The organism is Billgrantia saliphila, from assembly GCF_002930105.1.
Classification (GTDB): Bacteria; Pseudomonadota; Gammaproteobacteria; order Pseudomonadales; family Halomonadaceae; genus Halomonas; species Halomonas saliphila.
This window is the reverse complement of record NZ_PJRN01000002.1, coordinates 256,922-271,023: the sequence shown is the minus strand read 5'-3', so window position 1 is coordinate 271,023 and position 14,102 is coordinate 256,922. Positions and strand designations below refer to the sequence as shown.

12 protein-coding genes are annotated in these 14,102 nt (G+C 65.6%); 7 read left to right on the top strand and 5 right to left on the bottom strand.

Going from position 1 to position 14,102, the window contains the following annotated elements; translation table 11 throughout:
* Nucleotides 1–107: 107 nt before the first annotated feature.
* From CYJ07_RS03370 to CYJ07_RS03350, 5 genes are all read left to right on the top strand, one after another.
* Nucleotides 108–1,586 carry an NfeD family protein gene (locus CYJ07_RS03370; protein ID WP_104202259.1) on the top strand — a complete coding sequence of 493 codons (1,479 nt, stop codon included), beginning with the start codon at nucleotides 108–110 and terminating at the stop codon, nucleotides 1,584–1,586.
* Nucleotides 1,587–1,636: 50 nt separating this feature from the next.
* Nucleotides 1,637–2,440 carry a slipin family protein gene (locus tag CYJ07_RS03365; RefSeq protein ID WP_104202258.1) on the top strand — a complete coding sequence of 268 codons (804 nt, stop codon included), beginning with the start codon at nucleotides 1,637–1,639 and terminating at the stop codon, nucleotides 2,438–2,440.
* 65 nt (nucleotides 2,441–2,505) lie between these two features.
* Nucleotides 2,506–3,423, top strand: coding sequence for a DMT family transporter (locus tag CYJ07_RS03360; protein ID WP_104202257.1), 918 nt, complete (start codon nucleotides 2,506–2,508; stop codon nucleotides 3,421–3,423).
* A gap of 316 nt (nucleotides 3,424–3,739) precedes the next feature.
* Nucleotides 3,740–5,230: a SulP family inorganic anion transporter gene (locus tag CYJ07_RS03355; protein ID WP_104202256.1), complete on the top strand. Its 1,491-nt coding sequence runs from the start codon at nucleotides 3,740–3,742 to the stop codon at nucleotides 5,228–5,230.
* 117 nt (nucleotides 5,231–5,347) lie between these two features.
* On the top strand, nucleotides 5,348–6,202 hold the full coding sequence (locus CYJ07_RS03350) for a universal stress protein (protein WP_104202255.1): 855 nt from the start codon (nucleotides 5,348–5,350) through the stop codon (nucleotides 6,200–6,202).
* Nucleotides 6,203–6,260: 58 nt separating this feature from the next.
* Here CYJ07_RS03350 and CYJ07_RS03345 read toward each other — a convergent pair whose 3' ends face one another.
* Complete coding sequence (locus CYJ07_RS03345; RefSeq protein ID WP_104202254.1) at nucleotides 6,261–7,454, bottom strand: MFS transporter; 1,194 nt, start codon at nucleotides 7,452–7,454, stop codon at nucleotides 6,261–6,263.
* 120 nt (nucleotides 7,455–7,574) lie between these two features.
* Here CYJ07_RS03345 and CYJ07_RS03340 point away from each other — a divergent pair, with 120 nt between their 5' ends.
* Complete coding sequence (locus tag CYJ07_RS03340) at nucleotides 7,575–7,952, top strand: RidA family protein (protein ID WP_104202253.1); 378 nt, start codon at nucleotides 7,575–7,577, stop codon at nucleotides 7,950–7,952.
* A gap of 49 nt (nucleotides 7,953–8,001) precedes the next feature.
* Here the strand turns inward: CYJ07_RS03340 and CYJ07_RS03335 are convergent, their stop codons facing one another.
* From CYJ07_RS03335 to CYJ07_RS03325, 3 genes are read right to left on the bottom strand one after another with little or no spacing between them, the layout of a single operon-like run.
* Entirely contained in the window at nucleotides 8,002–9,528 is a 1,527-nt protein-coding gene (locus CYJ07_RS03335; RefSeq protein ID WP_197038243.1) for an ABC transporter permease, read from the bottom strand.
* Nucleotides 9,525–10,289: an ATP-binding cassette domain-containing protein gene (locus tag CYJ07_RS03330; protein WP_104202252.1), complete on the bottom strand. Its 765-nt coding sequence runs from the start codon at nucleotides 10,287–10,289 to the stop codon at nucleotides 9,525–9,527. The genes CYJ07_RS03335 and CYJ07_RS03330 overlap by 4 nt, the downstream gene beginning before the upstream one ends.
* Nucleotides 10,289–11,149, bottom strand: a complete 861-nt coding sequence (locus CYJ07_RS03325; protein ID WP_104202251.1) for a putative selenate ABC transporter substrate-binding protein — start codon at nucleotides 11,147–11,149, stop codon at nucleotides 10,289–10,291. The genes CYJ07_RS03330 and CYJ07_RS03325 overlap by 1 nt, the downstream gene beginning before the upstream one ends.
* A gap of 290 nt (nucleotides 11,150–11,439) precedes the next feature.
* Here CYJ07_RS03325 and CYJ07_RS03320 point away from each other — a divergent pair, with 290 nt between their 5' ends.
* Nucleotides 11,440–13,035 (top strand): solute:sodium symporter family transporter, encoded by a 1,596-nt coding sequence (locus CYJ07_RS03320; RefSeq protein WP_104202250.1) that lies wholly within the window; start codon nucleotides 11,440–11,442, stop codon nucleotides 13,033–13,035.
* A gap of 81 nt (nucleotides 13,036–13,116) precedes the next feature.
* Here the strand turns inward: CYJ07_RS03320 and CYJ07_RS03315 are convergent, their stop codons facing one another.
* Nucleotides 13,117–13,995, bottom strand: coding sequence for a MurR/RpiR family transcriptional regulator (locus CYJ07_RS03315; RefSeq protein ID WP_104202249.1), 879 nt, complete (start codon nucleotides 13,993–13,995; stop codon nucleotides 13,117–13,119).
* Nucleotides 13,996–14,102: the final 107 nt, after the last annotated feature.

The following is a 14,102-nucleotide window of genomic DNA, read 5'->3' as shown; positions in this document are numbered from 1 at the left end:
TGGCTCTGCGCTGCATGGTCGGGCCTGCTAACCTGAAATCGGCACAAGCTGAATCATTGCCGGGGCTACTCAAGCATACCGTCATCGCGACCCGAGGGAAGGCCAACATGAGCGCATTCCGTGCTGCCTGCTCGCATCGCCTCGTACTGCTGGCCAGTCTGCTGTTCCTGGCCATTGGCGGGTTGTTGGCCTGGCACACCCAGGCCCAGGAGAGTGAGCGCGTCGTCCAGGTGATGACGGTAGAGGGTGCCATCGGGCCGGCCGTTGGCGACTATTTCGAGCGCGGCCTGCGCCGTGCCGCCGAGCGCGAAGCCGAGATCGTGATCGTGCAGATGGATACGCCGGGCGGGCTGGACGCCACCATGCGCGACATGATCCGCGCCATGCTCACCTCGCCGGTGCCCGTCGCCATCTACGTGTCTCCCAGCGGGGCGCGAGCCGCCAGCGCCGGCACCTACCTGCTCTACGGCAGCCATGTCGCCGCCATGGCGCCGGCCACCCACCTGGGGTCCGCCACTCCCGTGCAGATGGGAGGTGGTGGACTGCCTGGCATGGACCCTCCCGAGGAAGAGGCGCCTGGCGATGACGAGGCAAACGGTGAAGAGGCCAGCGGTGAAGAGGCGGGTAATGGCACCGAGGAGGATGAGGCGGATGCCGAGGGTGAGCCGACCGATACACGCCGGCGCGGCGAGACCGCCATGGAGCGCAAGGTGCTGGAGGACGCCGTCTATTACATCCGAAGTCTGGCCGAACGCCACGATCGCAATGCCGACTGGGCCGAGGAGGCGGTGCGCGAGGCGGTCAACCTGACCTCTCGCGAGGCGTTGGAACAGAACGTGATCGACGTGGTGGCAAGCGACATCGAGGACCTGCTCGCGCAAATCGACGGCCGCGAGGTGGTAATGGAGCATGGCGAGCGCACCCTCGACACCGCGGATCTTGCCATCGAGCGCTTCGAACCCGACTGGCGTACCCGTCTGCTGCAGGTGATCACCAACCCCAATGTCGCCTACTTCCTGATGATCATCGGCTTCTACGGCCTGATCTTCGAGCTGTCCAGCCCAGGTAGCCTGGTACCGGGCACCATTGGCGTGATCTCGCTGCTGCTCGCCCTGTTCGCCTTTCAGCTGCTGCCGATCGATTACACCGGTCTGGCATTGATCCTGGTGGGGCTGGGGCTGATCGTCGGCGAGGCGCTGATGCCCAGCTTCGGCATTCTCGGCATCGGTGGCATCGTCGCCTTCGTGATCGGCTCGGTGATGCTGATGGATGATGACCACCTGGCCGTTTCGCTGCCGCTGATCGGCGGTATCGCCCTGCTATCGGCTGCGCTGATGCTGTGGGTGCTGACCCGTTTCATCGGGCTGCGTCGCAAACCCGCGCGCACCGGACAGGACCAGTTGATCGGCAGCCTGGGCGTGGCGCTGGAAGACTTCCAGGGCAAGGGCCATGTGCGCCTCAAGGGGGAGCGCTGGAACGCGCACAGCACTGGGGCACTGCGGCGAGGCGAGCAAGTGCGTGTGACGGCGGTCGAGGGGCTGACCCTATGGGTCGAGCCCGCCAACCGTACGTCCGAAGGAACCTGACGAATCGCAACGAAAGCCATCCAGTCCATGACACATCAAGGAGAACGCTCATGATGATTTCCTACCTCGTGCCGGTAGTGCTACTGGTCATGTTGCTCGCGGCCTCGATACGGATCCTGCCCGAGTACAAGCGCGGCGTGATCTTTTTCCTCGGCCGCTTCCAGTCGGTGAAGGGACCGGGGCTGATCATCGTCATCCCCGGCATCCAGCAGATGAGCGTGGTCGACCTGCGCGTGATCACCATGGACGTGCCGGAGCAGGACGTCATCTCCCAGGACAACGTCACTGTCAAGGTCAATGCGGTGCTTTACTTTCGCGTGGTCGACCCGGAGAAGGCGATCATCCAGGTCGAGAACTTCACTGTCGCCACCAGCCAGCTGGCCCAGACCACGCTGCGCTCGGTGCTGGGCAAGCACGACCTCGACGAAATGCTCTCCGAGCGCGACAAGCTCAACGACGACATCCAGGAGATCATCGACGCCCAGACCGAGGAGTGGGGCATCAAGGTGGCCAACGTCGAGATCAAGCATGTCGACCTGGACGAGAGCATGATCCGCGCCATCGCCCGCCAGGCCGAGGCCGAGCGCGAACGTCGCGCCAAGGTGATCCACGCCGAGGGCGAGCTGCAGGCGTCGAAGAAGCTGGTCGAGGCGGCCAACGTGATGGCCGAGAACTCCGCCGCGCTGCAGCTGCGCTACCTGCAGACCATGAGCGACATGAGCAACAAGAACGCCTCGACTATCGTCTTCCCGCTGCCGATGGACATCATGGAGGCGTTCAAGCACATGCAGGCCTCGCCGGCGGCCCAGGCCAGAAACGCCGGCGCAAGACCGAGCGACCTCGGCGAGGGCTGAGTTCGACGTGTCATGCCCGTGCCGGCGTGGCATCCTGAGGCGACCTGACGGAAGACGAGGTCGCCTTGTTCCACTCCCTTTCGCACCGCCAGCAGGGTCTGCTCATGACCGGCGGCGGTGCCCTGATCATTTCGCCCGATGCCCTGTTGATCAAGCTGATCGGTCTGCCCGACAGCGAGATCCTGGTCTGGCGGGGCTTGCTCACTGCGCTTGGCTTCGTCGTCATCATGCTCGCCCGCCACGGTGGCGGTACGTTCGAGGCCTATCGTCGCTGCGGCGGGACCGGCATCGGCGTGGCGTTGCTGTTCAGCTTCTCGACCTTCGGCTTCGTGCTCGGCAACCAATACACCAAGGGCGGCAACGTGTTGATGATCCTGGCCGGGGCGCCGCTTATCGCCGCGCTGCTCTCGCGGCTGTTCCTCGGCGAGCGCTTGCCGCGGCGTACCTGGCTGGCGATCTGGCTGTGTCTGCTCGGCACTTCGCTGATTGTGCTCGATGACGCCGGGGCGGGCTCCTGGATCGGCAACGGCTTCGCCCTGCTGGCGGCGACGGCACTGGCGGCCAACTTCACACTCTGCCGTACCCGCCCCGGCGTCGACATGAGCCCCATGCTGACTCTTTCCGGGTTGATCGTCGCGGCCGTGGCGGCGCTGTTCGGCCTGGCCGGCGACGGGCTCGCCCTACCGCCGGCCGACAGTCTGGTGCTGCTGGTGCTGCTGTGCCTGGTCATCCTGCCGCTGGGGTTCACCCTGATCCAGCGCGGCCCGCTCTACCTGCCGGCGGCCGAGGTGGGCCTGCTGATGCTGCTGGAGGTGGTGGTGGGCACACTCTGGGTGTGGTGGATACTCGGCGAACGCCCGGTGCCGGTAGCGCTCATGGGCGGTGCCCTGGTGCTCGGTACGCTGTTGGCCAAGGGGCTCTACGAGCGTCGCATCGAACGGCGTCTGCGGGGCCGGGGTGCAGCAGGGGGAGAACTCTGTTAGTATTCGGCCTCCTATCATCGGGCTCGAGGGTTAGACGAAAGTCTAGGCCGCCCAAGTCTCTGGCCATGGATGCGACACAACGTGCTGACTCCTCCGACCGGGCTGGCCACGCCACCCTAGTGCTCCCTTCCTCGACGCTGCCGTCACCGGCACGTCACCGCCCGACATCATGCTGATGCTCCGGGCTGCCTGACCCAATCCGACGCTTCACATTGGCTGCTCCCAACGTCACGCCGTCATCGGCGCATGTCCGGGAGGGTGCCCGAACGACCCCTGACGCTATCTGGCATAACATCCCATCCTACTGGACCGAAGAATGTTCCGATCCATCAAGCAAGACTGGTTCTCCAATATCAAGGGCGACTCCCTCGCCGGTATCGTGGTCGCCTTGGCCCTGATTCCCGAGGCCATCGCCTTCTCCATCATTGCCGGCGTCGACCCCAAGGTGGGTCTCTACGCCTCCTTCTGCATCGCGGTGGTGATCGCCTTCACCGGCGGGCGTCCGGGAATGATCTCAGCCGCCACCGGCGCCATGGCGCTGCTGATGGTCACCCTGGTGCGCGACCACGGCCTCGAGTACCTGCTGGCTGCCACCCTGCTCACCGGGGTGCTGCAGATCGTAGCCGGCTACCTGAAGCTGGCCGAGCTGATGCGCTTCGTCTCGCGCTCGGTGGTGACGGGCTTCGTCAATGCCCTGGCGATCCTGATCTTCATGGCACAGCTGCCCGAGCTCACCGGCGTGACCTGGCATGTGTATGCCATGACCCTGGTCGGGCTCGGCATCATCTATCTGTTTCCCTACGTACCCAAGATCGGCAAGACGATACCTTCCCCGCTGGTCTGCATCGTGGTGCTGACTGCCGTCTACATGATCAGCGGCATGGACATTCGCAGCGTGGGCGACATGGGCGAGCTGCCCGACACCCTGCCCGTATTCCTGTGGCCCGACGTGCCGCTGACCCTCGAGACCCTGTGGATCATCCTGCCGACCTCCGTCATGCTCGCCGTGGTGGGCCTGCTGGAGTCGATGATGACCGCCACCATCGTCGACGACCTGACCGATACCCCGAGCGACAAGAACCGCGAGTGCAAGGGGCAGGGCATCGCCAACATCGGCTCCGGCCTGCTGGGCGGCATGGCCGGCTGCGCGATGATCGGCCAGTCGGTAATCAACGTGAAGTCGGGCGGACGCGGGCGGCTCTCCACATTCGTCGCCGGCGTGGTCCTGCTTATCATGGTGGTATTCCTTGCCGACTGGGTTTCGCAGATTCCCATGGCGGCGCTGGTGGCGGTGATGATCATGGTTTCCATCGGCACCTTCAGCTGGGCCTCGATCCGCGATCTCAAGAAGCATCCCCTCAGCACCAATATCGTGATGCTGGCCACCGTGGCGGTGACCGTGGGCACCCATAACCTGGCCATCGGCGTGTTCGTCGGCGTGCTGTTGGCGGCGATGTTCTTCGCCAACAAGGTGGGCAATATCCTCTACATCGGTTCCGATGAGGTCGAGGAGGGCATCCATCGCATCTACCGCGTGGTCGGCCAGGTCTTCTTCGCCTCTTCCGAGCGCTTCGGCAATGCCTTCGATTTCAAGGAGTCCTTGGAGAAGGTCACGATCGATCTTTCCCGCGCGCATTTCTGGGACATTACCGCCGTACAGACGCTGGACCGCGTGGTGATCAAGTTCCGGCGCGAGGGCACCGAGGTCGAATTGATCGGCCTCAACGAGGCCAGTGCCACCATCGTCGACCGCTACGCGATCCACGATGACCCCGCCGCGGTGGAAAAGTTGATGGGCGGTCATTGACGCGCCGCGCAGGTCGGTGCTCCCCTTGACGGTAAGTCCGGCCCGATAGAGATGATAAGGCAACCGCCGCCGCAGTGTCGGCTGCACGCCAACAACGCCAGCTTGGGAAACGACACGATGACAGAACAGGTAATGGCCGCCATCGACGGTTCGCAGTTCTCCGCAGGGGTTTGCGACTACGCCGCCTGGGCCAGCCTGGCGCTCTCAGCGCCATTGACCTTCCTGCATGTGGTGGATAACCACCCCCAGACCGCCGAGGCGGATCTCTCCGGTAACATCGGGCTGGGCTCCCGCGAGCATCTGCTCGAGGAGCTGTCGCAGCTCGACGAGCAGCGCGCCAAGGTGGCCCAGGAGCAGGGCCGACTGATGCTCAAGGCGGCCAAGGAGCGGGCTATCGAGGATGGCGTGGCGGAGCCCGGCACGCGTCAGCGCAACGGCACGCTGGTCGAGACCCTGGCCGAACTGGAGAGTGAGATCCGCCTGCTGGTGTTGGGTAAACGCGGCGAGACCGCCCATCAGGCCAGCGAGCACCTGGGCTCCAACCTGGAGCGGGTGGTACGCACCCTGCACCGGCCGATCCTGATGGTGCCGGAGACCTACAAGCGCCCCCAGCGGGTGATGCTCGCCTTCGACGGCAGCAAGACCACCCGCAAGGGGGTGGAGATGCTGGCCAAGAGTCCGCTGTTCAATGGCATTCCGGTGCATGTGGTCATCGTCGGCGCCGAGACCGGCGACAACCATTCGCAGCTCGACTGGGCGCTGGCCGCGCTGCGCGAAGCCGGCCACGAGGCCGAGGGGGCGATTCGCGCCGGCGAGGTAGAAGAGACCCTGCGCGTTTATCAGCAAGAGAACGCCATCGACCTGCTGGTGATGGGGGCCTACGGCCACTCGCGCATTCGTCACCTGCTGGTGGGCAGCACCACCACCGCCATGCTGCGGCGGGCCAACGTGCCGGTGCTGTTATTGCGCTAGGCCAAGGCTGGCCCAGTCTCGAAGAAATCAACGCCGGCCCCGAGCCGGCGTTGTCGTCTCATTCGCCGCGCGCCTCGGGGCTGGCCAGCACGCCTTGGGCCAATGCCCATCCGGCGACGAGAAACCCCAACATGCCGGCGAGGATCAGCGAGAAGTGAGCACCCAGATCGAGGAACACGCCGAGGAATGCTGGCGCCAGGCCGGTGGCGAAGACCATCGCGGCGCTGAGCGTGGCGCGCACCGTGCCGAGATGCTCGCTGCCCCAGATACGTACCAGTAGGCTGGTAGCGATCGATTCCTGCGAGCCCATGGCGAGCCCGCCGCCCACCATCAACGCCCACACGCCGAGGTGGCCGCCGAAGGCGATGGCGATAAGCAATGCCAGCGCGTAAGGCAGTAGATAAAGGCGTGCCAGGCGCACCGGGCCCAGGCGGTCGACCCAGCGACCGCCGAGCAGGGCGCCGGGCAGCTTGGCGAGCCCCATCCCGGTCAACGCCAGGGCGTACATGCCCAGGGTGCTGCCCAGATCGCGGGTCATTGCCGCCTGGTAGATGAACAGCCCCGTCATGGTGATCGGCAGCGTCATCAACAGCGGCAGCAGGCGCCAGAAGCGCACATCGCGAAAAGGCCGGGGACCACTGCGAGGCTGGCCGCGAGCGGGGCGCTGCCCCGGTGCCTGCGGCCAGGTAGTGCGCAGCAGCAGCGGAATCCAGCAGCCGGCCAGCAGCAGCCCGAACAGCCACCACAGCTCGCGCCAGCCGAGGATCACCAGCAGCGCGGCCACCACCGGCGGCAGCAGCGTCTCGCCCAGCATGATACCCATGCTCGTAAGCCCCAGGGCGCGGCCACGCATGGCAACGAATTCGCGTCCGGCGAGGGTATTGCCGAGGTGGGTCATCATGCCTTGGCCGCAGAAGCGTACCAGCCCCAGCCCGAGTAGCCCCAGTCCCCACCAGGGCGCGAGGGTCAGCAGTGCCACTCCGGTCACGAGTGCGGCCAGCACCAGCAGTGCGAAGCGGCGCGGGGCGATCCAGTCGATGCTGGGGCCCAGGCGCAGCACGGCGAAGCCGGAGATCAGCGTGACCAGCGCGTAGGCACTGCCGAACTGGCCGGCAGTGAGGCCCAGGCGCTCGCTGATAGGCGCCTGGAACAGGCCGATGAAAAAGCTCTGGCCCAGGCTCGAGGTGAACATGGCCAGAAAGCAGATACCGAGCAAACCCCGGTGGTCTCGCAGCAGGGTGCGATAGCCCATGACGCCCTCCCTGAGCAATGGCAAGATGGTCCGTTGGATATGCGAGGCGGCATGATATCAGTTTCGACGGACACCGTTGGCGGCCGCGTTTCCACCGGTCTCGATACAGGGAGAGCCAGCATGACCATCATTAGACACGACACCAAGGCGCGCATGAGTCGCGCCGTGATCCACAACGGCATCGCCTACCTGTGCGGTCAGGTCGCCGGTCCCGAGGCACGCCACGGCGATATCACCGAGCAGACCGAGAGCATGCTGGCCCGCGTCGATGCGCTGCTGGCCGAGGTCGGGTCCGATCGCGAGCACTTGCTCTGCGCCACGATCTATCTCAAGGAGGGCGGCGACTTCGCCGCCATGAACGCGGTGTGGGATGCCTGGGTGCCCACCGGTCACGCGCCGGCGCGAACCTGCGTCTGCGCCCCGATGCCCGCCGACGAACTCAGAGTCGAAATCAGCGTGACCGCCGCGGTGGTCACGGGCGGCAGCTACCCCTTCTGAGCGGCCGGGCGAAAGCCGGAGCTGCGTGGCGAGCGCGGCAGCTCCGGGTTTAGCGGACGCAGGGATCGTCGATCGGCGCCTCGCGTGGTCTGAAGCGCCGCGTCAGGGCATCCACGGCGATGTTGAGCGTCGCCGTGACCAGCAGCAGGAAGACGGCGACATCGAACATCAAGTAATCGAAGCCCTCCTCGATATAGAACCCCAGCGTGGCGATCCCCAGCATCCCCAGGATGGCCGTCTCGCGCAGGATCACCTCCGCACGGTAGTAGAGCAGGGCCAGCAGTCCGGGGTAGATTCGAGGCAGCAGCTCGTAGGCCAGCCGGCCGCTGGCGGGCAACCCCGGCATGCCGGGCGTAATGACGTCGGCATGGCGCGCTACCAGGAAGGCGATCAGCGCGCCGTTGTGTAGCGCCAGTGCCAGCCAGGCGGGCAGTAGCGAGGGGCCCAGCAACAGCAGGAAGATGAACGCCAGCATCAATTCCGGCGTCGAGCGCAACAGGACCAGCAGGCCATGTCCGGCCAGTCGAGTGCCGCGGTTGCCGAAATGGCGACACGCCAACGGCCATAGTGCCAGTGCCACCAGTAGCGCCCCCACGGTACCGAGCAATCCCAGCAGCAGCGTGTTGCCGATCGCCGGCCCCAGTTCGGGCATCCGCGAAAGCCACGTCACAAGCCCCGTCCAGTCACCGGCGAGCAGCGGCGCCGGCCAGACATCCTCCGAGACGAAGCGCCACAGCAGGCCGCCATTCACGCTCGGCCAGGGGCCGAGCAGCCAGGCCCCGCCGGCCAGCAGCAGCGGGATCAGGCGCCGGTGCCCCCACCAGGGCAGGCTGGCGATCAGTAGGTAGAACAGCCACAGCAGTGCGCCGGCCTCGGGGTATCTCCCCTCGCGAAAGGCGGTCTCGAGGTGAAAGCCCAGCGTCGGCAGACCGACGAAGCCGAGCAGCACGCTGGCGCGCAGGCCGCACTCGAAGCGGTAGCGGGTATAGGCGGCGAGTTGAGTCCAGGCCAGCGGCAGCTCGGCATAGACGAAGCGCGCCAGGCGACCGCTTCCCGGCGGCAGGGCATCGCGCGGGGCGCGCGGCGCCTGCTCGAGAATCTCGGCATACACCTTGGCGAAGATGCCGGCGTAGGGAATGGCCAGTGCCGCCAGGGCGGTGAGCGCCGAGAGCCCGAACACCTGCAGGAACAGCAGCGCCCAGAACAGCTCGTGTATGGCACGCACGAAAGCGCAGCCGGCACGTACCAGGCGTGAGCGGGCGAACAGCAGCGCTAGCGGAAATCCCAATACCACGCCCGCCAGGGTGCCCCACAGCGCCACCGCCACGGTGAGGCCCAGGGCGGAGAAGGGCGACTCCAGCGCGCCCCAGGCGGGCCAGGCCAGGCCCGCCGCCATACGCCCGAGCTCGCCCCAGGGGTCGCGGGTGTGAATGGCGAGATCGGCAAGCGGCGCGAGCAGCACGGCCAGCGCCACCAGCGCCAGGCTGTGGCGGGCGAGACGCAGGCCGATCGAATCGCCCTGCCACCATGCCTTGCCGTGAGCAAGCCGATAACGCTGTGCCAGGCCGTCGCTCATGGCCTGCCTCGCCCGCAGGGCAGCGCTTCGGGTCCCGGCAGAACCATGTCAGCATCGCGTGGCCTGGAGCCGACGCCCGGTGACGCGGCATCGGGGTAGAGGGTGTCGAGGTCGGCCAAGGTGAGCTCGCTCGTCGGCGCGTCGATTGCCAGTCGCCCATCGCGCAGCCCCCAGACCCGATCGAAATGGCTCAGTGCCAGCTCGCGCTGATGCAGCGCCACCACCGAGGTGGTGTGACAGGAGTCGATCAAGGCCAGCAGGCGCAGCGCCTGGTGCGGGTCGACGCCGGCCACCGGCTCATCGCCCAGGAACAGTTCACGGGATTGATACAGCGCACGGGCAATGGCGACACGCTGGCGCTGGCCGCCGGAGAGCCGGCCCACCGGGCGGCGCAGCAGGCCATCCAGACCCAGTTCGGCACACAGTTCGCCTACCTCGCACCAGGGACGACGCAGGGGGCGCACCAGATTCCACAGGTTGGCCAGCGCCGAATGTTCGGGCAGGCGCGCCATGTAGACGTTGTGATAGACGGCAAGCTGGGGTACCAGACCGTGATGCTGGGGGCACCAGGCGGCCCGGTCGCCGAGCCGGCGGCGCAGCTCGCCGAGTAGCGTCGACTTGCCGGCGCCGCTCTGGCCGAGCAGGGCGACCCGCTCGCCCTCGTGAAGAGCCAGCGTGAGCCCCTGCAGAACCACGCGACCGTCGTGGCCGATATCCTCTGCGTCGAAGCGAGCCAGTGGCCGGCGTTGCTCGCCCTCCATCAGCGCAGCAGGCCGAGCGCCTCGGCCACCTCTTCGATGGGTGCGTAGAGGTCGTTGTCGGCGGGAATGAATGCCTCGCGGGGGAAGGTGGCGAGCAGCTCGGGGTCGTCCATCTCCAGGAGAGCCGCCTGAACCTTGTCGGTGAAACCTTCGCCGAAGCGCTCGTCGGCGTCGCCACGCAGGGTCCAGTTGTAGTCGGGATAGGGCGGCGTGGCCCAGAACACGCTCACCTTGTCGGTATCTACACGGCCATCCTCAACGGCAGCTTCCCAAACCGTGTAGTTGACCGCCCCGATGTCGTAGGTGCCGGCTTCCACCAGGGCGATGGTGCGCGAGTGATCGCCGGAGTAGCCCACCCGCGAGAAGAAATCTTCGGGGGTGGCGTCATCGAAGCGCTGGCGCAGGAAGTGTTCCGGCATCAGCCGGCCGGAGGTGGAGGTGCGCGAGCCGAAGGTCAGGCTCATGCCCTCGATGTCGTCGGGCAGTTCGTCGGCGCGCTCCAGTCCGGTTGACTCATGGGCGATGAAGTAGCTCACGAAGGCATTGTCCTCGATGCCCTGGGCCAGCGCCTGGGAGCCCGGCACCAGTCGGCGCGCCTGCACGCCCGAGAGCCCGCCGAACCATGCCAGCTGCACCTGGTCGTTGCGAAAGGCGGTGACCGCGGCGCTGTAGGACTTCACCGGCACGTACTCCACCTCGACGCCGAGGCGCTCCTCCAGGTAGTCGGCCACCTTGGAGAAGCGCTCCACCAGACGCGCCTGGTCCTCGTCGGGAATGGCGGTGAAGCGGAAGGTATCGGCGGCATGAGCGCCTTGGACGAGAGGGGCGAGGGCGGCGATGACCAAGATCATCCAGCGCATACGGATCTCCAGATGGGGCTGCGGGTCGGTATTGTTCCCCTCCGGCGACGACCTGGCAAGTCGGCTGCAGGACAGCCCTGTGTCACTAGGAGGGCCGAGCGCGGCGAGGTGATCGCCGGGTAGACGAATTCCCCAGAGGGATGCTCGTAAGTTTCCAAAAAATACAACGATATATTCGACTAAAGGCGCATGCATGAAACGAGTCAGCTCTCTAGAATGACGTTACTTATCAATGTCTGACATTTGCCCGGTCCCGCTGCCATGGATCGACATCACCGGAGCGATATCCCATGCATGCCCTGACTCTGCTGTCCTTTCTCTTCTTTACCGGCCTGGTCGCCTTGATCACCTGGCGCCTGACCCGTCGTGACGATCACGCGAGCAGTCGCGGCTACTTCCTGGCCGGCCGTACCCTGACCTTTCCGCTGATTGCCGGCTCGTTGCTGATGACCAACCTGTCCACCGAGCAGATGGTGGGGCTTAACGGCGCCGCTTTCAGCGATGGTCTCAGCGTCATGGCCTGGGAGGTCGTGGCGGTGATCGCCCTGGTGGCGCTGGCGCTGTTCTTCCTGCCGCGCTTTCTCAAGAGCGGCATCGCTACCCTGCCTCAGCTGCTGGCGATCCGCTTCGACTCGGGCACGCAGCTGATCACCAACGTGATCTTCCTGATCGCCTATGCGGTGATCCTGCTGCCAATCATCCTCTACTCCGGTGCCATGGGCCTGCTCGGCATGCTCGACCTGCCGGGGCTGACCGGCATCGATTCGCCGACGCTGCTGCTCTGGCTGACGGTTTGGGGCGTGGGTCTCATCGGTTCCATCTATGCGCTGTTCGGCGGTCTGCGTACCGTCGCGGTGTCGGATACCCTGAATGGCGTCGGCCTGCTGATCGGCGGCTTCGTCATCGTCTACTTCGGCCTGCAGGCGGTGAGCGGCGACGGCGGCATTCTGGAGGGGTGGGCCATCCTCAAAGAGAGCGATCCGGAGAAACTCAACTCGATCGGCGGCGCCGAGCAGCAGGTGCCGTTCTTCACCCTGTTCACCGGCGTTTTCCTGATCAACCTGTTCTACTGGACCACCAACCAGCAAATCATTCAGCGTACTTTCGCCGCCAGCTCGCTGGCGGAGGGCCAGAAGGGGGTCCTGCTGACCGGCTTTTTCAAGCTGCTGGGGCCGCTCTATCTGGTCCTGCCCGGGATCATCGCCTATCACCTCTATGCCGAGCAGGGCGTGCAAGCCGACGAGGCATACGGCCATCTGGTCTTCAACGTGCTGCCGCCCTATCTCACCGGCTTCTTCGCGGCGGTGATGGTGGGGGCGATACTGTCGTCGTTCAACTCGGCGCTCAACAGCACCACGACCATCTTCAGCCTGGGCATCTACAAGAATGTGCTGAAGAAAGACGCCACGGACGAGCAGGTCGTGAGGTCGGGCAAGGTCTTCGGCTGGATCATGGCCGTCGTTACCATGACCATCGCGCCGTTGCTGGCGGGCCAGGAGAGCCTGTTCGGCTACCTGCAGAAGATGAATGCCATCTACTTCACCCCCATCCTGGCGGTGGTGATAGTCGGGCTGCTGACCCGGCGGGTACCGCCCATGGCCGCGAAGATCGCCCTGGTAGGTGGATGTCTGATGATCGCCGCCGGCTATTTCGTGCCGCCGTTCGACCGCCTGCCGCTGCTCATGCATGAGTTCCACTTCGTGGCCATGGTCTTCGTGCTGCTGGTGGCGATCATGCTGATCATCGGCAAGCTGCGTCCGCGCGAGACCGACTGGGTCCAGGAGTACACCGGCGAGGTTGATCTGACGCCTTGGCGTGGGGCGCTACCGGCCAGCCTCGTGCTGGTGCTGCTGGTGATCGCCATCTACGCCGCCTTCGCCGGCTAGAGGCCGTCGTACGTCACAAGGAAAATAATAGGTGTGCACCGCCTTCCCGATTAAGGGGGCGGTGTACGTTCATGGCAGGGGTCACTGCGGTTCGTTGGGCGTTCTCTCGCGAGCCGGATAGCGCGTCTCCAGCAGGCTGTCCTTGATCTTCTTCAGGTGTGGCAGGAAGTCCTCGCCGCGTCGCAGCGTAACGCCGGTGGCGAGCACGTCGATCAGGGTCAGCTGGATCATGCGCGATGTCATCGGCATGTAGACGTCGGTATCCTCGGGGGTGGCGACTTCCAGGGTCTCGGTGCATTCACGAGCCAGCGGCGAGCCCGGGGCGGTAATGCCCAGTACCACGGCACCGCTCTCGCGCGCCAGTCGCGCAATGTCGACCAGCTCGCGCGTGCGTCCGGTCCAGGAGATCACCACCACCACGTCGCCGGTGTGGCAGGCCGAGGCCACCATGCGCTGCATCAGCACGTCCACATAGGAGGTGACCGGGAGGTTGAAGCGGAAGAACTTGTGCTGGGCATCCTGTGCCACGGCGCCGGAAGCGCCGAGACCGAAGAAGTGGATCTGCTTGGCCTGGATCAGGTAGTCGACCACCCGCTCGATGCGAGCCGGGTCGAGGGTACGGCTCGCCTCGTCCAGGGCGGCGATGGTGGCGCCGAAGATCTTGCGCGTGTAGGCCGCAGCGGCATCGCCGGGCTCCACCGATTGGCTGACATAGGGCGTGCCACCTGCCAGGCTCTGAGCTAGCTTGATCTTGAAATCCGGATAGCCCTTGGCGTCGAAGCTGCGACAGAAGCGATTCACCGTGGGCTCGCTGACCGAGGCCGCCTGTGCCAGGCTGGCGATGCTCAAGCCAGTGGCTCGCGCGGGATCGGCCAGGATGACATCCGCCACCTTGCGCTCGGAGCGGTTGAGCTCCTCGAGACGTTGACGAATGCGCTGGAGCAGATCGTGATGGGCCATGACGGGTGAGGCTCTCCGAAGCTGAGTAAGCAGTGACAGTACGTAGTGATTTAACAACACGATAGCCGGCTATCGTAGCGCGACGTCGGGACCCATGCGAACGCAAC